Below are 21,819 nucleotides of genomic sequence, written 5' to 3' on the forward strand. Positions count from 1 at the left end.
GGTGCGTGGATCGTGGAATATGGGAATGCCGTGTTGGCCAATTGATCTGCGCTCTGGCCAGGCGTGGAGAGGTTCAACCTGCCGGAGTTTTACAACTTGCCCCCCAACACACGCCCCGCCACTGCCGCCAGCACGCCCAGTACTACACTGCTCAGGGCGTAAGCCAACGCCGCCGCACCTGCCCCGCGCCCCAGCAATTCATCTATATCTACACTCAAGGTGCTGAAAGTGGTAAACGCGCCCAGCACGCCCGTTCCGAAGGCCAGCCGCGCCACTTCCGGCCACACGCCGCGCCCGACGAGAGCCACCGTGAGGCCCAGCAGGAACGATCTCAGCACATTGATGACCAGAATGCCCAGCGGAAAGCCTGCGCGGGCTGCCAACGGCGCGAAGGCCAAAGCCACGCCGTAGCGGGCCACCGCGCCCACTGCGCCGCCGATTGCCACCCAGGCCCAGGTGTTCATTGGTGGATAGGGTAAGGGATGGGGGATCGTGGGGGGCAACAGGTCAGACCACAGGATTAATCTTCGCCCGCTGGCCTCTCCTACTTCCCACCCCCTACAACCCACTACCCTACAGGCATGATTCAAGCCAAACGGCTGGACGGCAGCCCTTTCGAGTGGACTGGAGAAACGCAGGACTTGTGGCTAAACGTGCAGGACGTGACCCCCGATGAACTGGCTCAGTTGCGGGCCGCCTTCCCTATCAACAAATTGGCGCTGGAAGACACGCTGGAAAAGGGCCATTGGAGCCGCGCCGAGCAGTATCCCGAACACACCTTCATTACTATTCGGAGCGTCGCCAAGCCCCAAGACCCCGACGATTTCACCGAGCGCCTGACCATCTTCATGTATCCGCAGGCCATCCTGACGCTGAGTACGCACGGCACGCACGCCCTGACTGCCGTGTGGGACATGATTGGCCGCGAACACATCAACACGCCGCAGGAAATCATGTACGAATTGCTCGACCATACCGCCGACACCTTTTTTACGCTGGGTGACGCATTGGAACTGCGGGTAGAGGCGCTGGAAGAGCGGGTATTCAAGCACCAGCGGCAAAACCCGGTGTCGGACGTGTTTGACCTGAAGCACCTGATCAGCCACGCCCGCCGCCTCGCCACCGATGCCCGCGAAGCCGCCGCCCTCCTGGGCCGCCACGCCAACGGCAGCGCCGCCGATCTGGTGCGTTACCGCGATGCTCAGGACAGTTTTACCCGCGCCAGCAGCCACTTGGACGGCCTACGCGATTACCTGACGGGACTGCTTGACCTGCACCTGAACCTGCAGAGCCAGCGCATGAACGAGGTCATGAGAACCCTGACCGCCGTGAGCGTGATCTTCCTGCCACTGACCTTCTTGGCGGGAGTGTGGGGCATGAACTTCGAGCATATGCCTGAACTGCCATGGAAATACGGCTACGCGCTGGCGTGGGCCAGTTTCGCGCTGGTCGGGGGTCTGCTGGCCTATTACTTCAAGCGGCGAGGCTGGTGGTGAGTGGGCCTGTAGGGTGTGAGCCACACTGTCGCTCCAATCCATAGCCCACGTCCTACGCCCGCCCTTATTCCAGCGCCCCCACGCCCGTCAGATGCCGTCCCACGATCAGCGTATGAATGTCGTGCGTGCCCTCATAGGTATCCACGGTTTCGAGGTTCAGCATGTGGCGAATGACCGGGTACTCGGTGGTGATGCCGTTGCCGCCCAGCAGTTCGCGGGCGAGGCGAGCGCCGTTCAGGGCTACCCGGACATTGTTCCGCTTCGCCATGCTGACCTGGGCAAAGTTCATGCGGCCCGCGTCTTTCAGTTGGCCCAGGCGCCAGGCTAGGAGCAGCCCGGTGCTGTGGTCGGTGGCCATGCGTACCAGTTTGTCCTGCACCAGTTGGCGTCCGGCAATGGGTTTGCCAAAGGTGGTGCGGCTGCCCGTGTAGTCCAGCGCGGTTTGCAGCACGGCTTCCAGTGCGCCCAGTGCGCCCCAGGCAATGCCAAAGCGGGCCGAGGTGAGGCAGGACAGCGGCGATTTCAGGCCGCCGCTGCCGGGAAGCAAGTTGGCCGCCGGAATCCGGCAGTCTTCCAGCACGATTTCCCCAGTCACGCTGGCCCGCAGGCTCATTTTGCGGGTGATTTTGGGGGCATGAAACCCCGGCGCGTCGGTGGGCACGATGAATCCGCGAATCACGCCTTCATCGTCTTTGGCCCACACCACCGCCAAATCTGCGGCGGGCGAATTGGTGATCCACATTTTGGAGCCGTTCAGCACGTACTCGTTGCCGTCCAGCCGCGCACGGGTTCGCATCGCGCCGGGATCGGAGCCGCCATCGGGTTCAGTCAGACCAAAGCAGCCGATCAGTTCGCCGGAGGCCAGCCCCGGTAGATAGCGTTCGCGCTGTTCATCGGTGCCGTAGGTAAAAATGGGGAACATCACGAGGCTGCCCTGCACGCTGGCCGCACTCCGCAGGCCGCTGTCGACCCGCTCCAGTTCGTACATCATCGCGCCGTAGGCGCTGTAGCTGACGCCCGCGCCGCCGTACTGTTCGGGCGTGGTCGGCCCCAGCAGGCCCATGCCGCCAAATTGCTGCATCAAGTCACGCACGGGCAGGTCGCCGCTGTCCCACCACTCGGCAATCTGGGGCATCAGTTCAGCGTCGCAGTAGGCCCGCACACTCTGGCGAATCAGGCGTTCATCGGGGGCGAGCAGGTCATTGACTTGAAATTCGTCGAACATGGGGAACTCCTCTAGAAAGTGGGAAGTGGGAAAAACTCTAAGCCGGGAGCGTCGACACCCGCCGTCCTGATCGCTGCTGAATTGAAACTGCGTGAAGAATGTCCGGAGTCTATCCGGCGGAAGGGGTGGCAATATGGGCTCCGCCCAATTCCCGTACACCCGGCCCCATTTCATTGAGCAGCCCACCGGTTGTCCGTCCATATTCCGGAACCCTTATCTTTTCCTATCCGCTTTGCCTGGATTGAATCCCATACCACCGGAATTCAATCGGAATTTGTTTCATACATCCCGTACACCCGCCCCGCGTTGGCGTCGGTGATTCGCTCCAGTTCATCCGGGTCTACGCCGCGCAGAGCCGCGATGAATTCCAGCGTGTGGCGTACATAGCCGGGACGATTGGGTTTGCCGCGCTTGGGGACTGGGGCCAGAAAAGGCGCGTCGGTTTCCAGTAGCATTTGGCCCAGTGGAATGCTTTGGGCGGCAGCCTGAATCTCGCGGGCCGTTTTGTAGGTGGTGTTGCCCGCGAAGCCAAAGTAGGTATGTGGGCCGCGCTCCAACCCAAACTGCAGCAGCCCAGTGTGACCACTGAAGCAGTGCAGAATCACGGGCACGTCGGGCCAGTTTTTCAGCACGTCCATCACGCACAGATGGGCAGATTCAGCTCCCGCCTTGTCGCGGGTATGAATGACCAGCGGCTTGCCCACGCGCCGCGCCAAGTCCAGTTGCCACTCGAATGCCGCCATCTGTGCGGGCCGCTGGGTGTCGTCCCAGTAATCATCCAGCCCACTTTCACCAATGCCCACCACGCGGGGATGCAGGGCCAGCGCCTCCAGTTCGGCCCGCGCTTCGGGGCTGTCTTCGGCGCTGTCGCCGGGGTGGATGCCCACAGTGGCCCACACGCCCGGCAGGGTTTCGGCCAGTTGTACCGCGTTGTGGGCGTGCTGCACACTCGCGCCGATGCAGACCAGGCCAGTCAGGCCCAGTTCGCCGCGTGCCGAGGCGGGATCGTCGAGGTAATCAAGGTGGCAGTGGGTATCGATCACCCAGACAGGGTAAGTGGTGAGTGGTCAGAGATGGGTCGGAAACGGGCCACAACGCCGAGTACCCCCCAAGTCTCACCCTCAGTCAGGCTGGCCCCACCACTCTCATGAGCGTCTGACGGTAGAGTGCCCCCGTGCTGAGAGCCGGATTGTGGACGCTGACGGCGCTGGTCTTGTTCGCGCTGATTTTTGCGTTCTTGCCCAGTGGGGGGCAGGCTGGGGCCGGAACGGGGGCCAAGCTGTCGGGCGTGGCCCTGTCGCTGTATCCAGCGCGGGACGAAGGCGCGGTGTGGCGGTTCCGTGCCGCCGATGTCAGCAGTGACCCGGTGACGGGCGAAACGCGCCTGAGCGGACTGTCCGATGGGCAACGGTTACTGCGCGAGAAGAATGCGGCGGGCATCTATACCGGGCGTGAAACGCTGGACGCCACCCTGACCGCCCCCGACCTGACCATAGACAGCCAGGACAACATGACCACCCAGAAGGCCCGCATTACGCTGGTGGCGCAGTGCGCCGATTTAGATCTGACTGGGAACGCTGCACAGCCGATAAAGATCGAGCAGGGCTATGGTTTCACGGCTCCGCTGGCAACCATTGATTCCCCCAATGTTACGGGACGTGTGGCAAAAATTCGCATGAGTTTTCAATTTGTCATCGAAGACTCAGACAACGACAACTCTAGTTACTCAGCCAATCTTGACGCCAACCAAACTTGCCAGGACGGGAAACGGGTTCCACTGTAAATCCGGTTAAATCCAAAGTCCTGTCTGACTCAATTCACACCCCAAGGAGCCACATCATGACCAACTTCACCACCAAGACCGCCAAACTGAACCGCAACCTCTTGCTGATGGGCCTGCTAGGAGTCACGCTGGCGGCGGCTCAGGCCGAGACCAACAAGCGCATCATCACGATTCAGGGCGGGCCACGCGGCGACCTTCGCAATGGGCCGCTGACCTTCAGTGGCAACCCCGTGAAAGCCACCGTGAGTACTCTGCAAATACAGGCTACACAGGCGGTACTGGCCGCGCCGGCCGGAACCCCGCTCATTGAGGCCAAAGGCAAGCGCACCGCCAACTTTACGGGCAGCGTACAGGTGACGCGGGGCCGCCTGAGCGCCAAAGGCACCGCACTGGCCTACAGCGAAGCCAGTGGGCAAGGCGTGCTGAACGGCAATGCCAGCGCCACCTTTCAACCTGCCAGCAAGGAAGACGGCGACACGGTGAGCATCACGGCAGGCCAGATGAGCTTGGACGTGGACAACAATGTTTCGACGAGTACGGGGAATGTGGGCCTCAGTAACGGCACCCAGACGGGCAAGGCCGCCAAGCTGATCTTTGATGAAGACCGCGAACTGGCCCAACTGACGGGCAGCCCCAGCCTGACCCGCGCCGCCAAAGGCACCCAAAAAGCCCTCGTCATGACCGGCCAAGAAGTGCGCGTGTTGACCAAAGCCAAGACGCTGTATGTACGCGGCAGCGTGAAATTGGTGCAGGGCACGCTGACCACCACCGGAGATGCTGTGTTTTACGACGACAAGAAGAATGTGGCTTACGTGGTCGGCAACGCCGTGAGCGTGGACAGCAAGAGCAAGGTGACCGTGAAGGCCCCGGCCAGCGGCTACCTGGAACAGCGCACCGATCTGGCCCGCGTGCGTGGCCTGAACAGCGCCTACAAGATTCCCGCCGAGCAATTCAAGCTGCGCGGCGAGTAAGCCTAGTAAGCTGATGCCTATGAAACGGCTTCCGGCAGTGGGCTTCAGCCTGACCCTGATGCTGGGGGCCGCCCTGACGTGGGGTGTGAATGCCCAAACAACGGCCCCAACGCCTCTGCCCACCCAATCTCAACCTACCGCGCCCCCTACCACAGAAACTCAGCCCACCCCCGCGCCCGCCACCGAATCCGAAAACGCCACGTTGGAACTGATCCGCAAGGGCGATGACGGCAAGGAACGCCGTATCCGCATCGTGCGAACTGGAACCACCGACGAAACGGGCATTTTTACCATCTGCTCGCGGCAAGACGATGAGCCGGAAGATGCGCCCAGCCTAGCGGTGTTCAGTGAGACAGGGACGGGCGGCATCCAGATCACCATTGATCAGAACGTGATTCGCGTGCCGCTGGCGTTGGTGACCCAAAAGGACGTGCCGGAAGGGCAGGAAGGCAGCGACGGACGAATTGAGGCCAGCGCCGGAACCGCCCGGTTTCTGAACAATCCGCCTGAGGGCAAAACAGATCGCCTGAGCCGCTGCGCCGTGGAAGCTACGCCCGTGCCCACGCAAGGCACGGTGCGGGTGACGCAGGGCAAAACAGAACTGACTGGGCAAAAGCTGGTGTACGACGAGTCGGACGGCATAGCCCGCATTGACGGCCCGATTGCCTTTTCCCGGGCCAACGACGACGGCCCGCTGACGGGAAGCAGCCAGCGCATAGAAGTCGATGTAGACGACGAAAAAACCATACTGGTGGGGAACGTGGTGCTGACCAGCAAAGGCGGACGCGTGAGCAAAGCAGGCCGCGTGGAATACGACGACGCGGCGAATGTGGCCCGCCTGATCGGAACGCCGGAGCAACCCGCCGAAAGCGTGCAGAACGGCGACATTCTGCGTGCCGGAGTGATCCTGTACGACCTAGACCGGAATGAAGTCGTGGCCCGCAAAGCCGATGGCGGAACGATTACGGGCGAATTTCAGGATGGGGAGCCGGGGACGGGAACGCCAGCAGCGACACCAACCGAAGTGCCAGTGAGGCCGACTTTGCCAGTGAATCCACCGGGAAATTCGCCGTAGGAAAGGGCGATCGCTCACGATCATTCACCCCTCTGCGGTCTGCGAGTCCCAGCCTCACCCTCATAGGTGACGAGCTAAACCACAACACCGCTACCCCAACTCCGTGTGAGGCCATCGTGTGTGCAATGCACGGGCCAGTTTCATTCCGGAATGAACTGGCGATTCCGCTTGAGATGAACGAACAAGCCGACTTAAAACGCGGCAAGATCAATCCCGCCTAGCGGGCCTGCAAAGCTGCGCACCAGAGGGGGGTGGGGCAAATCGTGGGACAAGTTCCAGAACCTTGACCAACCTTTCCCTACTGCCCCAGCCGAACCGTCAACACCGGAATAGGACTCCGCGCCACCAGCTTTTCTGCCGTGCTGCCCAAGAAAAAGTGTTCAAGCGAGCCTTTGGCATGCGTGCCGACCACCAGCAGATCAGCGGCCCAGCGTTGCGAGGCGTCCAGCAAGCCCGTCACAGGGTCGCCAATGAGCAGTTCGGCGTCCTCGTTGTCCATCAGCAACTCGTTCAGGCGGCCCGCGTCGGCGTGTTCCATGGCTTGTAGCAGGCCGGAATCGGGCAGGGAGGGAGTCATGCCGCCCATCAGGTCGGGGGTGGCGGTTACGCGGGCGTCGGTGACATGCAGCAGGCGGATATCTGCGCCGGGAAAACGGGTGCGGGCCACATCCAGCGCGTGACGCGAGGAGGGCGAGAAATCTATGCCTACGGCGATTCGGGCAAAGCCGCTGCGGGGCGTGCTGGTTTCTAGGTGGGTCATGCTCTGACCGTACACCCGTTCAGCTTCTCAAACCTGAAGGGCGCATAAAGACCCATTGGAACTGTGACGGAACGCACGGTCAGGTTGGCCCGCTAGACTTGCTCCATGAAAATGCAAAGTCTGGGCGCGGCCTGCACAGTTACGGGCAGCATGCACTTGCTGACGCTGGATGCGGCGGCGGGCGGCACGCGGCAGCTGCTGATTGACTGCGGATTGTTTCAGGGCGGAGAGGAATTAGAAGCCCGCAACCGCGAACCCTTTCACTTCGATCCGCGCGACCTGGACGCCGTGATTCTGACGCACGCGCACCTTGATCATGTGGGCCGCCTGCCCATCTTGGTCAAGCAGGGTTTCCGGGGGCCGGTGTACTGCACTGCGCCCACTGCCGCCCTGGCCGAAACGGTGCTGCTGGATTCGGCGCGGCTCCAGGTAGAAGGCTACCGCCAGGACGTGCGCCGTGCCCGCAGACAGGGCCGGGAAGACGAAGTGCCGCCGCCGCTGTATGAGGAAGAGGACGTTCACCGGACAGTGGCGTTGCTGCGCCCACAGCTGGAATTTGGCGATACCTTGCGCGTGGCCGATATAAGCATTACGCCGCAGCGGGCCGGGCACATTCTGGGCAGCGCCTACCTGCTGATCGAATCGGCGCAGGGCCGCTTGATCATGAGCGGCGACCTTGGCAACCGGGAAAGCGGGCTGCAACTGGACTTTACGCCGCCGCCCGAGGCCGATGCAGTGGTCATAGAAACCACCTACGCCAACCGGACTCACCGCGTGTGGGCCGACACACTTATAGAATTTAGAGACGCCCTGCGCGAAAGCGTGCGGCTGGGCGGCAAAATCCTGATTCCCAGCTTTGCCATAGAACGGGCGCAGACCATCCTGCACACCCTGAAGGAATTGATGGACAGCGGGGAAGTGCCGCGCATTCCGGTATTTCTAGATTCGCCTATGGCAGCGCGTGCCACCCACGAATACTTCGAATTTGGCGACGAACTGATTCCCCCGGTGCGGCAAGCCCTGCAAAACGGCGAAGACCCCTTCCGGCCCAGCACCCTTCATGTGGTTCCCAGCGCCGCCGAATCGCAGCGCATCAACCGCTACGACGGCCCCGCCATTATTTTGGCAGGCAACGGCATGATGACGGGCGGGCGCATCCAGCACCACCTCAAGCACCACCTCTGGAAACCCAGCACCAGCCTCGTGATCGTCAGTTATCAGTCTCCCAGCAGCCTCGGCGGGCGAATTGTCGCGGGCGCTGATTCGGTCAGGATTATGGGCGAAGACGTGGCGGTGGGGGCCAAAGTGCATACGATCGGCGGATTCAGCGCCCACGCCGATCAGGACGATCTGCTGGCCTTCCTGAGTACGGCGGGCAGGCCGCATGTGTGGCTGGTACACGGAGAAGTCGAAGTGATGGAAGCCTTCGTGCCCGTACTGGAGCAACACGGCATGAAGGGCGACATCGTGCCCAACCGCGAAACCGTAGACCTGACTGGCCCCGGTTTCCCGCAAGGCAGGCCGCCCGGATTGCCCACGCCGGAGGGCCGGGACACGCAACGCAGCGCGGGCGGCGAGTAGGGATAAAGCTATTCGGAAACGGAAACCGGGCTAACTCCTGTCCGGTTTCCGTTCCCTGTCTACCTATACTGGCCGGTTCTCTCCACTTTCCAGCCGTGCCCATGCGCGTTGAAAGACCTGTAAGTTGCCCACGTCATAGAGCACCACGCGCACGGTCAAGTCTGACTGCTCGGTCAAAATCTCGGCTATCGCAGCGAGGGCCACAGGCGCAGCTTTCTCCAGCGGATAGCCGTACACGCCCGTACTGATGGACGGGAACGCCACGCTGTCGCAGCCGTGTTCTACAACTAAGCGCAAGCTGTGGTGGTAAGCTCCGGCCAACAACTCTGCTTCACCCGCTTGCCCGCCGCGCCAGATGGGGCCAACCGCGTGAATGACGTACTGAACGCCCTGCTTCGTTAAGCCGAACGCCGGAGTAATAACAGCTGTGCCCGTGGGTGTGCCGCCCAGAGGCCGAATTGCCCGCAAAAGCTCTGGCCCAGCAGCGCGGTGAATCACGCCGTCTACGCCGCCTCCGCCCATCAATTCCTTATTGGCGGCAGTGACGACAGCGCAGGTGGTTTGTGCGGCGATGTCGCCCTGTACGAGTTCTAACGGCATAGTCTCCCCTTGGCTGTTTAAATTCTCAGCTGTTTACGACCCGCTCTAGCTCGGCGGCACTCAGGCCATCGCTGCGTACCGACAGGGCCAACGCCTGCGCGGCACGGTCTTCCGGCGTCCACTCCTCTTCGGGAATCTGCCGCGCCCGCTCGTAGCGTTGTACGGCCTGAAGCTCGTGAAGGGCGCGGTTCAGGTCATCGTTGACTATGGCGTAGCGGAAGGCGTGCGCCTGAGTAATTTCCTCACGGGCACGCAGCAGACGTTTTTCTATGCGTTCGGGCGTTTCGGTGGCGCGGCCTTCCAAGCGGCGGCGTAGTTCGGTCAGGCTCGGCGGCATGATGAACACCAGAATCGCCTCCTCGCCTGCGCGGGCCTGCACCTGCATGGCTCCTTCCACCTCAATTTCCAGCACCACATCCTGGCCCCGGCTCAGCGCCGTCTCTATGGGTTCTATGGGCGTGCCGTAGCGGTTACCCACAAAGGCGGCGTGCTCCAGAAAGCCGTCGGCAGCGGCTTTGGCCTCAAAAGCTTCGGGCGTTACGAACACGTAATCCACGCCGTCTTGCTCGCCAGGGCGGGCTTCACGGGTTGTCCAGGACGTGGAATAGAACACGTCCTGGCCTTCCAGCCAGCGTTCTCGCAGCGTGCCTTTGCCCACGCCCGACGCGCCCGTCATGACGATCAAGAGGCCCCGGCGGGCAGAAGCGGAAGAGGTGGAAGCATCAGGAACGGCCATCATTGCTTGGCAGGATACGCGCCCATGACACCAGAGGAAAGGGGGCCAGGAGCGCCGAGAGCCGAAGCAATGCTGGGCAGCCAGAGCCAAAATACTGACTGGATGAATGCATTTTCTCATCCACCCAGTCAGTAAAAATTAGATTTGTGTTGCCCAGAGCTTACTTGCGCTTGCCGCCCTTGCTGCCTTTTGCCCTGCTGTTGCCCAATGCTTGGCCTTTTTCGTAGCTGGCCTGCATTTTCTTGCGGGTCTCTTCGGCCATCTTCTTAAAGTCAACAAGGCCCGATTCAATCGCCTCTACGCTAGGCTTGATGTTGCCACCTTTGCGTGCTGCGGCCAAGTCACGGTTGGTCTGATCAAACCAAGCTTCGAAATCAGGCGTAATTTCAAACAACATCTCTTTAGCGTCGCGCTGGTAGGTACCTTCCGCACCCCGGCGGCTAAATTGCTTGGGCATGGTAAAACGTTCGGGCATGTACGTGGCATCAAATTTGCCCTGACGTACAGCATCCCGGAAAAGCTTTACAAAGGAATCACTACGCTGTGGGTTGCTAAGCTCGTGAATCTGCTCGCTGAGTTTCTTGTAAGTCATCTGAGTAATCCTCCGGAGATTCAGTATGAGTGATGGGACTAGACGTTGTAAACCCCCTTCTTGAGTATAGATGCACCTGGAGAGGCTACGCTTTTGCAACAAAACCAGTAAATCTCCCTCTGAGCGCAGTTAAACCGTTGTATGAGAGTTTGATTTATTCTGTAGAGAAGTTGCGCGGTTTGATCGAAGTGCTGACACTGATGCACCAAAGTCAACCCTAGAAATGCAGCTTGATTTGAGCAACTGAAAGCATTAAGCCCGTTCTGTAGGGCTAAAACTCCGACCAATCAACAGATGGCTTAATGTCGAATGGTTGTGAAGAGGCAATGAAATGAGTATTTATTGACGGCAAAGTAAGTTTTTTGCAAGATGCGCATAAAAAGAGTTGACTGCTCTTTCGGACTGATTAGACGAACAGAGTTATCGTATACCTAAAAACTGAACGGATTATTACGTGTTAATGGGCAGGTGGACAGCAATGGAACTGCTTCCAAAACCATCATAGAAACTGTTTTCACCGCTCCCTGTGCTGACCAAAGGCGAGTGAGCATAGTTTCGCAAAATGCCCGAGGTACCGGGAGCCTCGCAAACCAAGGGGTGCAGGGCTACCGTATTCAGGAGCAGAGTGGATTGTAACTCTCTTTAATATCGCTTTTTAATCTCACTGTCGTGGAAAAAATTGCTCTACTCTGTCCGGCCTTCATCTAAACCCACGCCGAAACCTTGATCCAGCAAATCCTCGCTGTAGGTGCGAAAGGCCAGCATGGTTTGCGTGCGCGTAATGCCGTCTACTTTCCTTAAATGTCCGGTCACCACGTCATCTAAGTCTTCGTAACGGCTCAGGCGTAGTACGGCCACGATGTCCCACTCTCCAGTCACCGAATACACCTCGCGCACGCTGGGCACGCTGGCGAGTGCCTCGGCGGTTTCCTGAATACGTTGCCGTTCGGCCTGTACCATCACGAGTGCGGTTACCATGTCCATATTGTGCGCCCTGAACCGCATTAATGGGTTCCGGAACCTGGCCGCCCTGCTCCGCCTTAAGCAGATGCCCACGCTTGGGACGGGGCCGCTCCCTTACCGCTCGTTCGGGGACGTTTTACCGCATGGGTCGGCGTATCTTGGGTCATATGACTGCTCCTCTTGCCGCTCCTGCCCAGACCGAGTCGACTGGTGCGGAGCCGACCCAACCCACCCCGCGTGAGCAATTGCTGAACCGCATTCAGCGCGATATTCCCATCGTGCAGCGCCCCTACGCCATGATTGCCGAGCAGGTGGGCCTGACCGAGGCCGAAGCCCTGTCTATTTTGCAGGAGGTGAAGGCGGAAGGCGTACTGCGGCAGGTCAGCGCCATTTTCGATACCCGCACGCTGGGCTATCAGAGCAGTCTCGTCGCCGCTGTACATGACGAAGACCAACTGGACGCGGGCGCAGAGATCGTAAATTTGCACCCCGGCGTCAGCCACAACTACAAGCGCAACCACGCCTTTAACCTGTGGTACACGATTGCTGTGCCGCCCGAAAGCGACCTTGAGGCCCACGTGCAAAAGCTGCACGAGCAGAGCGGCGCACGCCTGACCCGGCTGATGCCCACGCTGCATCTGTTCAAGATTGGCGTGGAATTTGACATGACCGGCAAAGAAGACTGGAACGCCAAGGCCGCGCCGCAGTACACCAGCGAGCAGCGCAACATCGGCTACGCCGTCACCGACCTTGACCGGGCCTTCGTCACCGAGTTTCAGAAAGACTTGCCCGTAACCGAGGAACCCTACGCCGACGCCTGCGCCGCACTGGGCCTGAGCATCGCGGAAGTGGCCGCGCACGCCGAGAAAATGAAAGCCGCCGGAGCCTTACGGCGCGTGTCTGCCGTGTTCCGTCACCAGAAGGCCGGATTTACCTTTAACGCGATGGGCGTCTGGGCCGTGCCGCAAGAAGACGTGGCCGAAACTGGGCGGCGCATGGCCGAATTCAAGGCCGTGTCTCACTGCTACCTGCGCCCCACCTACGCCGAGTGGCCCTACACGATTTTTACGATGGTGCATGGCCGCAGCAAGGAAGAAGCCTTCGGAAAGATTCAGGCCATTCACGACGAAGTGGCCGAGGGAATAGACCACGCCATCCTGTATTCCACTAAGGAATATAAGAAAATCCGGCTGGAGTTTTACAAGCCTGAGTTCTATCAGTGGGCGAAGGACAACCTGGGAACCGACGCTTAAAGTTAACTTTCAACCACCACAGAGGGGCAACAGGTTTAACCGCCGTTGCCCCAATCTTGAACTGGCCTTTAGCTTGTCTGAGTTCATCCACTCTAACGGCTGAGCTGGCGTCAGGCTGAGGCATGCTCGCCTTTCACCCCCATCTGTTTGTGCGAATTCAGGAATTGACTGGCCCCCGTGCGCCCATGCCCCGCCCGCTGGACAGCGGATTCGCAGAAGACCGGCTGTACCGCGTGCTGGGCGTGTTCAATCCCAGTGAAACCAGCGACGCCTACTTTGTGCTGGCCAATGACCGCGACGAGATGTGGTTCATCTGCCAGCGTCATCTGCGGTTCGGGGCGTTGGTAGACACGTCTCAGCATCATCTGCCGTGGGTGACGCAGCAAGCCGCCGACTGAGACAGACTTTGTTCAGCGTTTCTCCCACTCTCGCCGCAGCAGCGGATAAGGATTGATGGCCCCGCTCCCCGTATAGATGCCGTAATGCAGATGCGGGGGCGTGCCTTTGGCATTGCCGCTGTCGCCGACATAACCGACCACCGCACCTTCTTCAATCCAGTCGCCCTCACGCAACTCGGCGTAGCGTTCCAGATGGGCGTAATAGTGCCGCTGCCCACCGGGGCCGAGAATCATCACGGTGCGCCCGCCGAGGCTATTTTCTCCCACATTGACCACGACGCCGCGAGTGGTGGCCACAATCGGCGTGTCACGGCGGGCGAAAATATCCACGCCCTCATGCCTGCGGCCCGCGCTGCGTGCGCCGCCCCAGGTATCTACAAACCGCTGACCGGGCAAAGGGTTCGGCAGACTGCGGGCGGCAGGCGCGGGGGCCGAGAGCAGCGCCGAATAGCGGCCAGCGTTTTTGAGGACAGGCCACAGCAGGTAGGCCAGCCCGCCCAGGACAGCCACAATCACGAGGAACGAGAGCAGACGGCGCATAGGCCTTCAGCATGGCGAGTGAATAGGAGTCAAGCGTCCCTCTAAAGTAGCCTCGCCTCAGTCCTGTCTGCATGGGGGCGGTAGACTACCCACGATGACGATTGGCGCAGAAGGGAAGGCAGCCGCGCCTGGGATTCAGACGGGGACAACACAACCGGGAACGACACAGCACAGCAGCGGGCCAAGGGTCTGGCTCTGGACGCTGGAGAACGGCCTGCAGGTGGCCTATGAGCGCCGGGCCGGGCCGGGCTTTGCACTCGATCTACGGATTCCGGTGGGCAGTGCACACGATCCGGTGGGGTTCGAGGGTTCGGCGGGCGTGCTGGAAGAATGGCTGTTCAAGGGGGCTGGGGGCCGCTCTGCCCGCGCCCTGCAGGACGCTTTCGATGACCTCGGCGTGCGCCGGGGCGGGGGCGTGGGGCCGGAAGCTACCCGTTACGGCGTCAGCGGCCTGAAGGCCGACCTGCCCGGTGCGCTTGCCCTGCTGGCCGATGTGCTACTGCGCCCCGACTTGCCCGATGCCGAACTGGCGGTCTTGCTGGACTTGGCCCGGCAGGATTTAGAGGGACTGGAAGACAGCCCGCCCGATCTACTGGCGGTGCAGGCCCGCTCCGTGGCTTTCGACGGCGCGGCAGCAGCTCCGTTCGCGGGCTTTGCCCACCCCGCCAGCGGGACGCCGGAAGGTCTAGCGACTATTTCGCCTGCCAGCTTGCGCGAGTTTTTGACCCGTTACGGCGGCAACGGCAGCGTGCTGGGGCTGGTGGCCGACGCTGACCCGGACGCGGTGCATGACCTGATGGCCCGCACTTTTGCCGACTGGCGCACAGGCCAAAATGACCTCGTGACCGCCCGCTTCCTGCCCGGTCTGCGCTCGCATCTGCCCTTTGAAGACGGCGAGCAGACCCACATCAGCCTGAGTTCGCCGGGAATTGCGCCGCTGCATCCCCACTGGCTGCACTGGCAACTGGCGATTACAGCGCTGTCGGGCGGCAGTGCCAGCCGTCTGTTCCATGCGGTGCGCGAGGAACGCGGGCTGGCCTACTCGGTCAGTGCGTCGCCAGTGGTGCTGGGTGGGCAGGGCTTCCTGTCTACCTATGCCGGAAGCACGCCCGCCCGCGCCCCCGAAACGCTGGACGTGCTGATGGCGGAACTGGGCCGCCTGCCGCAAGGTCTGACCAACGCCGAATTCATACGGGCCAAAACGGGCCTGACCGCCAGCGTGGTCTTTGGAGCCGAAAGCCTGCGGGCGCGGGCCACCAGCCTCACGCGGGATGTGGCCGTGTTCGGGCGGATTCGCAGCGTGGCCGACCTGCGTGGGCAACTCGCCGCCCTGACGCTGGAGGATGTGAATGCCTTCCTGAGTGGCTACGATCCGGCGGGGCAAGCTACGACGGTGACGCTGGGGCCAGTGGCAGTTGAAGAAACCGAAGTCGCAGCGGCAGAGGTCAACCATGTCTGAATCCCTTTCCGAAATTAAACTGCCTGAAACCCAACTGCATCATCTTCCGTCCGGCCTGACCTTACTTCTCGAACCTGACCCCGCCGCGCAAACGGTGGCTGCTGGCTACTTCGTCAACACGGGCGCACGTGATGAAACGCCCGCAGAAATGGGGGCCTCGCACTTTATCGAACACCTGATGTTCAAAGGTTCCGAGGCCCTGAGTGCGGCGCAACTGAATGAGCGGCTGGATGATCTGGGCGGCAACGCCAACGCCTTTACCAGCGAGGAAGCCACCGTGTACCACGCCGCCGCGCTGCCCGAATACACGCCCGCCCTGCTGGACACCCTGACCCAATTGATGCGCCCGGCCCTGCGCCAGAGCGATCTGGAATCCGAGCGCGGCGTGATTTTGGAAGAAATTGCCATGTACGCCGACCAGCCGCCCGTGCGCGTAATAGACGAGCTGCGGGCCGACTACTGGGGCAGGCACCCGCTGGGACAACCTGTATTGGGTACGGTGGAAACGGTGAGCGCCCTGACCCGTGACGCGCTGGCCCGCAACCACCGCGAGCGCTACGGCGCAAGTCAGGTGACACTGGCGGTGGTGGGCGCATTTGACCCGGCGGCAGTGCTGGCCTGGGCAGAGGCCGAACTGGGGGAGTGGCCCGCCGCGCCGCTGCCGACGCCCAGCCTTCCTTATCTGACTCAGCCGGCTCCGGTTCATCCCGGTACAGTCCGTGTGGTACGCGATCCCAGCCTGACGCGGGTGCAGTTGGCCCTGAGCCTGCCGGGGCTGCCCACCACCCACCCGCTGCGGGAGGCCGCCGTGGTGCTGGCCGACCTGATCGGCGGAGAAAACGGGGCGCTGTATTGGGCGCTCTTGGATACCGGGCTAGCCGACGGCGCGGATTTGGCTCATCTGGAATACCGCGATATAGGCACCTTCGAGGGCGGGTTTTCCTGCGATCCAGACCGTGCCCAAACGGTGCTGGACGGCTTCCGCACGGTGCTGGCCGGAGCCGAGGGGCTGATCACCGAAACCGCCGTGCGCCGTGCGTCCCGCAAAATGGCCGTCGGAACCTTGCTGCGGTCCGAAACGCCGCATGGCCGCCTGTTTACGCTGGGGATGGAGCATCTGGCTCACGGCTATCCCAGCCCCACGTCTGAACTCGTAGACCGCTACACGCGCGTCACCGCCGACGATGTACGCGAAGTCCTGCGCCTGTGCCCCATCAACAATATTGCCGAGTTTCCGCCGACGGTGGTGGCTTTGGGGCCGATTGAAACGCTGAGCTAAGGCACTGGTTTAGGCTTTCCTGGCTTCTCCCAACCCCTCCAGAATCACCTCTATCACGCCGTCCAGCGTCAGAAGCCCGGTGTCGATCACTTTCGCGTCGGGCGCGGGGGCGCTCTGCACTTTGTCCTTGGCGTCCCGGCGAATCAGGGCGGCTTCTATGGCTGGAATGTCTTCGGGGCGCTCGCGAGCGCGGCGCTCGGCGCGGATTCGGGGACTGGCCGTCAGGTAAAACTTGGCCCCAGCATGAGGAAACACATTGGTGCCCATGTCCCGGCCCTCGGCCACGAAGGGTTCGGGCAGGGCACGGAGCTGAGCATCCACCCACGCCCGCAGTTCGGGCAGCACGGCCACCACACTCACGCCCGCATCCACGCGGGAAGAATGCAGGGCGTCGGTCAGTTCGCGCGTTCTGGCCCAGACGCGGTTGCCCTCAGCCAATGGCTCCAGCCGGGGCGCATGGGTGTTTAGCAGGATTAAGAGTGCAGGCGCGTCGTGCAAGTCCACGCCTGCCTCCAGGCCCAGCACAGTGGCGGCGCGGTACAGGAGGCCGCTGCTGACATACGGAATGCCCAGCGCCCGCGCTACCCCCGAAGACACACTCGATTTTCCACTGGCAGCGACGCCATCTATCGTTACGATCACGCCCCGCAGTCTAGCGTTATCTCCCATTACTTTGATTTCACACGGGCATAGGGGTCACGCCACTTCAGCTGTGAGCCTAAATCACCGTTTTGCCCTAGGGCCAACAGGTAGACTGCACCCGATGAAACAGGCCGCCCTGCTGCTGACCCTTGCCCTGACCCTGACCGCGTGTCCCAAAAACGACACCGCCGCGACCACCACGCCGGAAGAAACGGCGACGGAAACGCCAGAAACGGAAACTCCGGCAACCACGCCTGAAACGGAGACCCCGGCTGAAACCGCCGCCACGCCTGCCGTGACCAAAGCTGGCGCGGTGCCTGCGGGCTATACGCTCGTGCCGTTCCTGACCGACAAGCCCGTGCGCGAATTCAAGACCGAACCCACCCTGAGCCTGCAAGACGGCAAAAACTACTTTGCCCTGATAGACACCAACCGGGGTCAGGTACTGGCCGATCTGTACGAGGCCGAAACGCCCGTGACGGTCAACAACTTCGTGTTCCTGGCGCGCAACCACTACTTCGACGGCATCCGTTTTCACCGCGTCATGGACGGCTTTATGGCGCAGTCGGGCGACCCCCAGAGTACCGACCTCGCCAAAAAAGAGCAGTGGGGCACGGGCGGCCCCGGTTACAGCTTCGCCGACGAGTTCCGCACCGCGCTCACCTTCGACGCTGCCGGACTGTTGGCGATGGCGAATAGCGGCCCTGCTACCAACGGGAGCCAGTTTTTCATTACCTTCGCGCCCACCGAAAACCTGAACGGCAAGCACACCATCTTCGGCAAAGTGGTCACGGGCGACGACGTATTGCCCAAGCTGACCCGCACCAGCGACAGCAGCACCGGGCAGGAAACGCCTATTGCCGACGCCGTGGCCGATGAAATCCTGTCAGTACGGATTTTGACGAAGAACTAGGGAGTGTGGTTGGTGGAACGTGGTGTAGGTTCTGGCCTACGCTCCACGATCCGTCTTTTGATTTTTCCATCCCCAACAAGAAGTGGATCGCGGTTTGAAGGGTGTTCCCTCCATTCCACAATCCACGTTCCTGTCTATTCCGTTTTCCAGCCTGCTAGAACGTTACCGCTCTCCCGGCTGATCGTCGTCGAAGTACTCGAAGCGGAAGGTGCCGATTTCTACGGTATCGCCCTCGCGTGCGCCTGCCCGCTTTAGCGCCCGGTAGAGGCCCTGACGCTTGAACAGGTTTGAAAGGTACTCGGCGGCGTCGTCGAGGTGGCGGGCAAAGCGGGTAATCTTCTCGGCAAAGCCGCCGCCACGCACTTCCCACACGCGCTCGAATTCGCCGCCGGGTTTGGTCGGCTCGTCTTCGCGGAACACGACGGTCAGGGCTTCTTCGCGCAGGTCTTCAATCTCAATTTCCAGCGCGTTTTGCTGTGCCCACAGTTCGCGGTCAGGCAGCATGGCAAACACGTTGTCGCGCAGTTCGGTCAGGCCAATTTTCTCTTTGGCACTAACATGCAAAATGGGCAGGCCGAAGTCGAGCAGTTCGTCTTCCACCATCTGGGCAATGTCTTCTTCGACCAGTTCCACTTTGTTCAGCGCGATGAGGGCCACATTGCCCAACAAACTCGGATCGTAGCTGCGGAGCTCGGATTGCAGGCTCCGCATTTCCTCTACGGGGCTGCGGGTCACGTCCAGCACGTACACCAGCAGGCGAGTGCGGCTGATATGGCGCAGGAATTCCAGCCCCAGCCCTTTGCCCTCGCTGGCTCCCTCGATGATGCCGGGGATGTCGGCCAGCGTAAAACGGTCATCGGTATCTACGCGGTCTACGACACCCAAAATCGGGGAAAGGGTCGTAAAAGGATACGCGGCGATGGCCGGATTGGCCCGCGACATGGCGGCCAGCAAGCTTGATTTGCCCGCATTGGGGTAGCCCACCAGACCGACATCGGCAATCAGGCGCAGTTCCAGGCGCACACGCCGCTTTTCGCCGGGCGTTCCCAACTCGGCAAAGCGGGGAGCCTGCCGGGTGCTGCTGGCAAAGGTGGAGTTGCCGCGCCCGCCGAAGCCGCCGCGTGCAATGACTTTCTCCTGACCCACGCGCACCAGATCGGCAATCACGCGCCCGCTGTCGTCATCGAAGGCGGTGGTGCCCACCGGAACTTCAATGTAAATGTCTTCGCCGTCTGCACCCTGCCGGAGTCGGCCTTCGCCGTATGCGCCGTTGGGAGCCTTAAATTTGCGCTTACCCACCAGCCGTTCCAGACTTTCGACGCCCTCGATGGCCCGCAAAATAATGCTGCCGCCGCGTCCGCCGTGCCCACCGTCGGGGCCGCCCTTTTCCATAAATTTTGCCCGGTGAAAACTCATAGAGCCGTCGCCGCCATTTCCGGCAGCTGCCTCAATATTTAAAACATCACGAAATGCCATATGTACCTCTGGTTGATGCTGAAAAAGATGGTCTAAGTGTCAAAGGGTCTGAGAGTCTAAGGAAAGGCGGGAGGAGAGGTGTGCTTAGTCTCTTAGACGCTTTTCTACGGCTGCAAGAAAATCCGAGCCTCCCCACAAAAGCTGTTCTTAGACCCTCGACTCTTAGACGCCCCTCTTCAATACCGCTGATTAACCTGTAATCCAAACAAAGCACGCCCTGCCACCTGTGCGGCAAGGCGTGCGTGTTCGTGCCTGATCTCAGTCGGCAGCGAGTTCGGTGGCGGCGACTTCGATGGAGATGAAGCGGCCCGTCGCGCCCTTGTTGGTGAACACGACTTTGCCGTGCTGGAGGGCAAACAGTGTGTGGTCGCGGCCCATGCCCACGTTGGGGCCAGCCTTGAACTTGGTGCCGCGCTGACGCACGAGGATGTTTCCGGCCAAGACCTGCTCGCCGCCAAACTTCTTGACGCCGAGGTACTTGGGCTGGCTGTCACGACCGTTCTTGGAAGAACCTACACCTTTCTTATGTGCCATTTCAGTTCACCTTACCCTTTGATGCCCAGAATTTTGATGGCCGTAAAGCCCTGACGGTGGCCCGTACGCTTGCGGTACTGCACGCCGCTCTTGTACTTACGGACGTAGATTTTGTCGCCGCGTCCGTGCGCCATAACTTCAGCCTGCACCGTAAAGTTGCTCACGGCGTCGCCGAACAGGGCATTCTCGCCGCCCACGAAGAGGGGCTTCAGATCCATCTTGTCGCCCGCATCGGCCTTCAGGTTCTCAACGCGCAAGACGTCGCCTTCCTGCACGCGGTACTGCTTGCCGCCCGTTTGAATAATTGCAAACATCGGTCGTTCCTCCTGCTGTCCCCGCCCCGGAACGCTGCCGGGCGGGTGCTGCCCACCCACGCATCTAGGCGCGGGTCACCAAGCAAAGACTTTAACACATATCGGGGCGGCCTGCCAGAACCATGCAAACATCCCCGAACCGGACTGGAGGCCGGAACGGGTGGCAAACATCGGGAGCAACACGGTTTATGTACAAAAACCTTCCCTGCACGCGGCAGGGCCAACCCGCACGGGCTGGATGTTGGATGATGGTTGCAGTGTCCGTTCCTGAACGTGTCCTCGCGGTACACGACGGCTCGCGTGATGCGAGTCATATTGCTGTGGCCTCCGGCGCGGCACACCTGAAGGCGGCCACGACTACCCACCAGCATAGCAGACGCAACTCTGAACCTCCAGACCGCGTATCTGTGGGCGTGATTGCCCGCATTCGTCCCATCTGGCGTGACGCCCTGGCCCTGCTGTTTTCTCTGGGTGACCGCCGCACGCCACTGCCCGCCAAAGCTGCTGCGTTGGTCGCCATTATTTACGCTGTCAGCCCGCTAGATCTGCTGCCCGACCTGACGCCTTTGCTGGGATTTGGCGATGATCTGGTCATCGTGCCCACGATTCTGGCTTTGGCCGCCCGCAGCCTGCCCGCCCCGGTTCTGCTGGATGCCCGTGCCCGCAGCGCCGGAATGCAGCGCCGCCTGCCCTGGCTGCTGCCCGTGCTGGGTGTGGCCTTGGTGATAGGGCTGGGGCTCCTGGTGTGGGGCTTGGTACGGAGTTTGGGTGGATGACGGGTCAATAAAAGTTTGGGATTGTGCAGGCCATGAAGCTTAGGCGTGAGGGCGCAGATTTTACATCATTGTCAGTCACACGAACTGTCGCTGCCTTTGTCGTTTTTGCTCTTCTAGGAATCGGTCTGCCACGCCTAATGCCCGCGCTTCCTTCTCCGGCTTCGGCGCAAGAAAGGATTTTTGGCCTCCATGCCCTGCGAGATGCCAAGAATCTTTTACGTCACCCACTGCAAAAAGTGTTCATTCAACGTCTTTTAGTCTCCTCTATCGTGAAAGAGTCTGAATTTGAAAAGTGTGGAGGGCGTTCGTATGTCACCGAGGGACGATATACGGCAGAGGTCACAGCACTGACATTTTTTGCTGTCCCTATCATCCGTCTACAGGCAAATTGCGAAGGTGCCAATGTGCGCTAAACCTCGCTTAACCCACCCCTAACCGCCGCGCCTACACTGA

At 61.1% G+C, this 21,819-nt stretch carries 24 protein-coding genes; 11 read left to right on the forward strand and 13 right to left on the reverse strand.

Features of this window, described 5'->3' with window-relative positions; all coding sequences use genetic code 11:
* Window positions 1-89: 89 nt before the first annotated feature.
* Window positions 90-464: a fluoride efflux transporter CrcB gene (gene crcB, locus M1R55_RS04605; protein ID WP_249393542.1), complete on the reverse strand. Its 375-nt coding sequence runs from the start codon at window positions 462-464 to the stop codon at window positions 90-92.
* A 117-nt stretch (window positions 465-581) separates the two neighbouring features.
* On the opposite strand from crcB, the gene M1R55_RS04610 reads away from it, so the two are divergent.
* Complete coding sequence (locus M1R55_RS04610) at window positions 582-1,496, forward strand: magnesium transporter CorA family protein (protein WP_249393543.1); 915 nt, start codon at window positions 582-584, stop codon at window positions 1,494-1,496.
* 64 nt (window positions 1,497-1,560) lie between these two features.
* Here M1R55_RS04610 and M1R55_RS04615 read toward each other — a convergent pair whose 3' ends face one another.
* Window positions 1,561-2,721, reverse strand: coding sequence for an acyl-CoA dehydrogenase family protein (locus M1R55_RS04615; RefSeq protein ID WP_249393544.1), 1,161 nt, complete (start codon window positions 2,719-2,721; stop codon window positions 1,561-1,563).
* A 263-nt stretch (window positions 2,722-2,984) separates the two neighbouring features.
* Window positions 2,985-3,764: a TatD family hydrolase gene (locus M1R55_RS04620; protein WP_249393545.1), complete on the reverse strand. Its 780-nt coding sequence runs from the start codon at window positions 3,762-3,764 to the stop codon at window positions 2,985-2,987.
* A gap of 131 nt (window positions 3,765-3,895) precedes the next feature.
* On the opposite strand from M1R55_RS04620, the gene M1R55_RS04625 reads away from it, so the two are divergent.
* The 3 genes from M1R55_RS04625 to M1R55_RS04635 are packed head-to-tail and all read left to right on the forward strand — an operon-like array spanning window position 3,896 to window position 6,550.
* On the forward strand, window positions 3,896-4,504 hold the full coding sequence (locus tag M1R55_RS04625) for a hypothetical protein (RefSeq protein WP_249393546.1): 609 nt from the start codon (window positions 3,896-3,898) through the stop codon (window positions 4,502-4,504).
* Between the two features lie 56 nt (window positions 4,505-4,560).
* The gene (locus M1R55_RS04630) at window positions 4,561-5,475 is read left to right on the forward strand and encodes an LptA/OstA family protein (RefSeq protein ID WP_371827156.1); all 915 of its coding nucleotides are present in this window, start codon (window positions 4,561-4,563) and stop codon (window positions 5,473-5,475) included.
* Between the two features lie 19 nt (window positions 5,476-5,494).
* Window positions 5,495-6,550, forward strand: coding sequence for an LptA/OstA family protein (locus M1R55_RS04635; RefSeq protein WP_249393547.1), 1,056 nt, complete (start codon window positions 5,495-5,497; stop codon window positions 6,548-6,550).
* Window positions 6,551-6,848: 298 nt separating this feature from the next.
* Here M1R55_RS04635 and M1R55_RS04640 read toward each other — a convergent pair whose 3' ends face one another.
* A complete protein-coding gene (locus M1R55_RS04640) occupies window positions 6,849-7,310 on the reverse strand; it encodes a universal stress protein (RefSeq protein WP_249393548.1) in 462 nt (153 codons plus the stop codon).
* A 105-nt stretch (window positions 7,311-7,415) separates the two neighbouring features.
* On the opposite strand from M1R55_RS04640, the gene M1R55_RS04645 reads away from it, so the two are divergent.
* A complete protein-coding gene (locus tag M1R55_RS04645) occupies window positions 7,416-8,891 on the forward strand; it encodes an MBL fold metallo-hydrolase RNA specificity domain-containing protein (RefSeq protein WP_249393549.1) in 1,476 nt (491 codons plus the stop codon).
* A 63-nt stretch (window positions 8,892-8,954) separates the two neighbouring features.
* Here M1R55_RS04645 and M1R55_RS04650 read toward each other — a convergent pair whose 3' ends face one another.
* The 4 genes from M1R55_RS04650 to M1R55_RS04665 all read right to left on the reverse strand — a co-directional run bounded on the left by M1R55_RS04650 (window position 8,955) and on the right by M1R55_RS04665 (window position 11,797).
* Window positions 8,955-9,491 (reverse strand): macro domain-containing protein, encoded by a 537-nt coding sequence (locus M1R55_RS04650; RefSeq protein WP_249393550.1) that lies wholly within the window; start codon window positions 9,489-9,491, stop codon window positions 8,955-8,957.
* A 25-nt stretch (window positions 9,492-9,516) separates the two neighbouring features.
* Complete coding sequence (gene gmk, locus M1R55_RS04655) at window positions 9,517-10,230, reverse strand: guanylate kinase (RefSeq protein ID WP_249393551.1); 714 nt, start codon at window positions 10,228-10,230, stop codon at window positions 9,517-9,519.
* A 157-nt stretch (window positions 10,231-10,387) separates the two neighbouring features.
* Entirely contained in the window at window positions 10,388-10,819 is a 432-nt protein-coding gene (locus M1R55_RS04660) for a hypothetical protein (RefSeq protein WP_019011408.1), read from the reverse strand.
* 684 nt (window positions 10,820-11,503) lie between these two features.
* Window positions 11,504-11,797 carry an Lrp/AsnC family transcriptional regulator gene (locus M1R55_RS04665; RefSeq protein WP_019011407.1) on the reverse strand — a complete coding sequence of 98 codons (294 nt, stop codon included), beginning with the start codon at window positions 11,795-11,797 and terminating at the stop codon, window positions 11,504-11,506.
* Between the two features lie 152 nt (window positions 11,798-11,949).
* Here M1R55_RS04665 and M1R55_RS04670 point away from each other — a divergent pair, with 152 nt between their 5' ends.
* Both M1R55_RS04670 and M1R55_RS04675 read left to right on the forward strand, forming a co-directional pair.
* Window positions 11,950-13,035, forward strand: a complete 1,086-nt coding sequence (locus tag M1R55_RS04670) for an Lrp/AsnC family transcriptional regulator (protein ID WP_249393552.1) — start codon at window positions 11,950-11,952, stop codon at window positions 13,033-13,035.
* A 122-nt stretch (window positions 13,036-13,157) separates the two neighbouring features.
* Window positions 13,158-13,433, forward strand: a complete 276-nt coding sequence (locus M1R55_RS04675; RefSeq protein ID WP_249393553.1) for a hypothetical protein — start codon at window positions 13,158-13,160, stop codon at window positions 13,431-13,433.
* Window positions 13,434-13,445: 12 nt separating this feature from the next.
* On the opposite strand, the gene M1R55_RS04680 is transcribed toward M1R55_RS04675, so the two are convergent.
* On the reverse strand, window positions 13,446-13,973 hold the full coding sequence (locus M1R55_RS04680; RefSeq protein WP_249393554.1) for a M23 family metallopeptidase: 528 nt from the start codon (window positions 13,971-13,973) through the stop codon (window positions 13,446-13,448).
* A gap of 94 nt (window positions 13,974-14,067) precedes the next feature.
* On the opposite strand from M1R55_RS04680, the gene M1R55_RS04685 reads away from it, so the two are divergent.
* Window positions 14,068-15,432 (forward strand): pitrilysin family protein, encoded by a 1,365-nt coding sequence (locus M1R55_RS04685; RefSeq protein WP_249393555.1) that lies wholly within the window; start codon window positions 14,068-14,070, stop codon window positions 15,430-15,432.
* Complete coding sequence (locus M1R55_RS04690) at window positions 15,425-16,711, forward strand: pitrilysin family protein (RefSeq protein WP_249393556.1); 1,287 nt, start codon at window positions 15,425-15,427, stop codon at window positions 16,709-16,711. Before M1R55_RS04685 ends, M1R55_RS04690 begins: the two co-directional genes overlap by 8 nt.
* Before the next feature lie 9 nt (window positions 16,712-16,720).
* On the opposite strand, the gene cmk is transcribed toward M1R55_RS04690, so the two are convergent.
* Window positions 16,721-17,353 (reverse strand): (d)CMP kinase, encoded by a 633-nt coding sequence (gene cmk, locus M1R55_RS04695; RefSeq protein WP_249393557.1) that lies wholly within the window; start codon window positions 17,351-17,353, stop codon window positions 16,721-16,723.
* 121 nt (window positions 17,354-17,474) lie between these two features.
* Between cmk and M1R55_RS04700 the strand changes: the two genes are divergently transcribed.
* Window positions 17,475-18,266, forward strand: coding sequence for a peptidylprolyl isomerase (locus M1R55_RS04700; protein WP_249393558.1), 792 nt, complete (start codon window positions 17,475-17,477; stop codon window positions 18,264-18,266).
* A gap of 162 nt (window positions 18,267-18,428) precedes the next feature.
* On the opposite strand, the gene obgE is transcribed toward M1R55_RS04700, so the two are convergent.
* The 3 genes from obgE to rplU all read right to left on the reverse strand — a co-directional run bounded on the left by obgE (window position 18,429) and on the right by rplU (window position 20,590).
* Window positions 18,429-19,742 (reverse strand): GTPase ObgE, encoded by a 1,314-nt coding sequence (gene obgE / locus M1R55_RS04705; RefSeq protein ID WP_249393559.1) that lies wholly within the window; start codon window positions 19,740-19,742, stop codon window positions 18,429-18,431.
* Window positions 19,743-20,000: 258 nt separating this feature from the next.
* Window positions 20,001-20,276, reverse strand: a complete 276-nt coding sequence (rpmA, locus tag M1R55_RS04710) for a 50S ribosomal protein L27 (RefSeq protein WP_249393560.1) — start codon at window positions 20,274-20,276, stop codon at window positions 20,001-20,003.
* 11 nt (window positions 20,277-20,287) lie between these two features.
* On the reverse strand, window positions 20,288-20,590 hold the full coding sequence (rplU, locus tag M1R55_RS04715) for a 50S ribosomal protein L21 (RefSeq protein WP_249393561.1): 303 nt from the start codon (window positions 20,588-20,590) through the stop codon (window positions 20,288-20,290).
* A gap of 257 nt (window positions 20,591-20,847) precedes the next feature.
* Here rplU and M1R55_RS04720 point away from each other — a divergent pair, with 257 nt between their 5' ends.
* A complete protein-coding gene (locus M1R55_RS04720; protein WP_249393562.1) occupies window positions 20,848-21,366 on the forward strand; it encodes a YkvA family protein in 519 nt (172 codons plus the stop codon).
* The last annotated feature ends 453 nt before the right edge of the window (window positions 21,367-21,819 follow it).

It is taken from the genome of Deinococcus sp. QL22 (genome assembly GCF_023370075.1).
Taxonomy (GTDB): Bacteria; Deinococcota; Deinococci; order Deinococcales; family Deinococcaceae; genus Deinococcus.

Excerpts from the sequence above, each read along its gene's own strand:
- M1R55_RS04630 (WP_371827156.1), top strand. The coding sequence starts at position 4,561 with ATGACCAACTTCACCACCAAGACCGCCAAACTGAACCGCAACCTCTTG.
- M1R55_RS04660 (WP_019011408.1), bottom strand. The coding sequence starts at position 10,819 with ATGACTTACAAGAAACTCAGCGAGCAGATTCACGAGCTTAGCAACCCA.
- crcB (WP_249393542.1), bottom strand. The coding sequence starts at position 464 with ATGAACACCTGGGCCTGGGTGGCAATCGGCGGCGCAGTGGGCGCGGTG.
- M1R55_RS04640 (WP_249393548.1), bottom strand. The coding sequence starts at position 7,310 with ATGACCCACCTAGAAACCAGCACGCCCCGCAGCGGCTTTGCCCGAATC.
- M1R55_RS04690 (WP_249393556.1), top strand. The coding sequence starts at position 15,425 with ATGTCTGAATCCCTTTCCGAAATTAAACTGCCTGAAACCCAACTGCAT.
- M1R55_RS04635 (WP_249393547.1), top strand. The coding sequence starts at position 5,495 with ATGAAACGGCTTCCGGCAGTGGGCTTCAGCCTGACCCTGATGCTGGGG.
- M1R55_RS04665 (WP_019011407.1), bottom strand. The coding sequence starts at position 11,797 with ATGGTAACCGCACTCGTGATGGTACAGGCCGAACGGCAACGTATTCAG.
- rpmA (WP_249393560.1), bottom strand. The coding sequence starts at position 20,276 with ATGGCACATAAGAAAGGTGTAGGTTCTTCCAAGAACGGTCGTGACAGC.
- M1R55_RS04700 (WP_249393558.1), top strand. The coding sequence starts at position 17,475 with ATGAAACAGGCCGCCCTGCTGCTGACCCTTGCCCTGACCCTGACCGCG.
- M1R55_RS04610 (WP_249393543.1), top strand. The coding sequence starts at position 582 with ATGATTCAAGCCAAACGGCTGGACGGCAGCCCTTTCGAGTGGACTGGA.
- M1R55_RS04675 (WP_249393553.1), top strand. The coding sequence starts at position 13,158 with ATGCTCGCCTTTCACCCCCATCTGTTTGTGCGAATTCAGGAATTGACT.
- rplU (WP_249393561.1), bottom strand. The coding sequence starts at position 20,590 with ATGTTTGCAATTATTCAAACGGGCGGCAAGCAGTACCGCGTGCAGGAA.
- M1R55_RS04670 (WP_249393552.1), top strand. The coding sequence starts at position 11,950 with ATGACTGCTCCTCTTGCCGCTCCTGCCCAGACCGAGTCGACTGGTGCG.
- gmk (WP_249393551.1), bottom strand. The coding sequence starts at position 10,230 with ATGATGGCCGTTCCTGATGCTTCCACCTCTTCCGCTTCTGCCCGCCGG.
- M1R55_RS04685 (WP_249393555.1), top strand. The coding sequence starts at position 14,068 with ATGACGATTGGCGCAGAAGGGAAGGCAGCCGCGCCTGGGATTCAGACG.
- M1R55_RS04615 (WP_249393544.1), bottom strand. The coding sequence starts at position 2,721 with ATGTTCGACGAATTTCAAGTCAATGACCTGCTCGCCCCCGATGAACGC.
- M1R55_RS04650 (WP_249393550.1), bottom strand. The coding sequence starts at position 9,491 with ATGCCGTTAGAACTCGTACAGGGCGACATCGCCGCACAAACCACCTGC.
- M1R55_RS04645 (WP_249393549.1), top strand. The coding sequence starts at position 7,416 with ATGAAAATGCAAAGTCTGGGCGCGGCCTGCACAGTTACGGGCAGCATG.
- obgE (WP_249393559.1), bottom strand. The coding sequence starts at position 19,742 with ATGGCATTTCGTGATGTTTTAAATATTGAGGCAGCTGCCGGAAATGGC.
- M1R55_RS04680 (WP_249393554.1), bottom strand. The coding sequence starts at position 13,973 with ATGCGCCGTCTGCTCTCGTTCCTCGTGATTGTGGCTGTCCTGGGCGGG.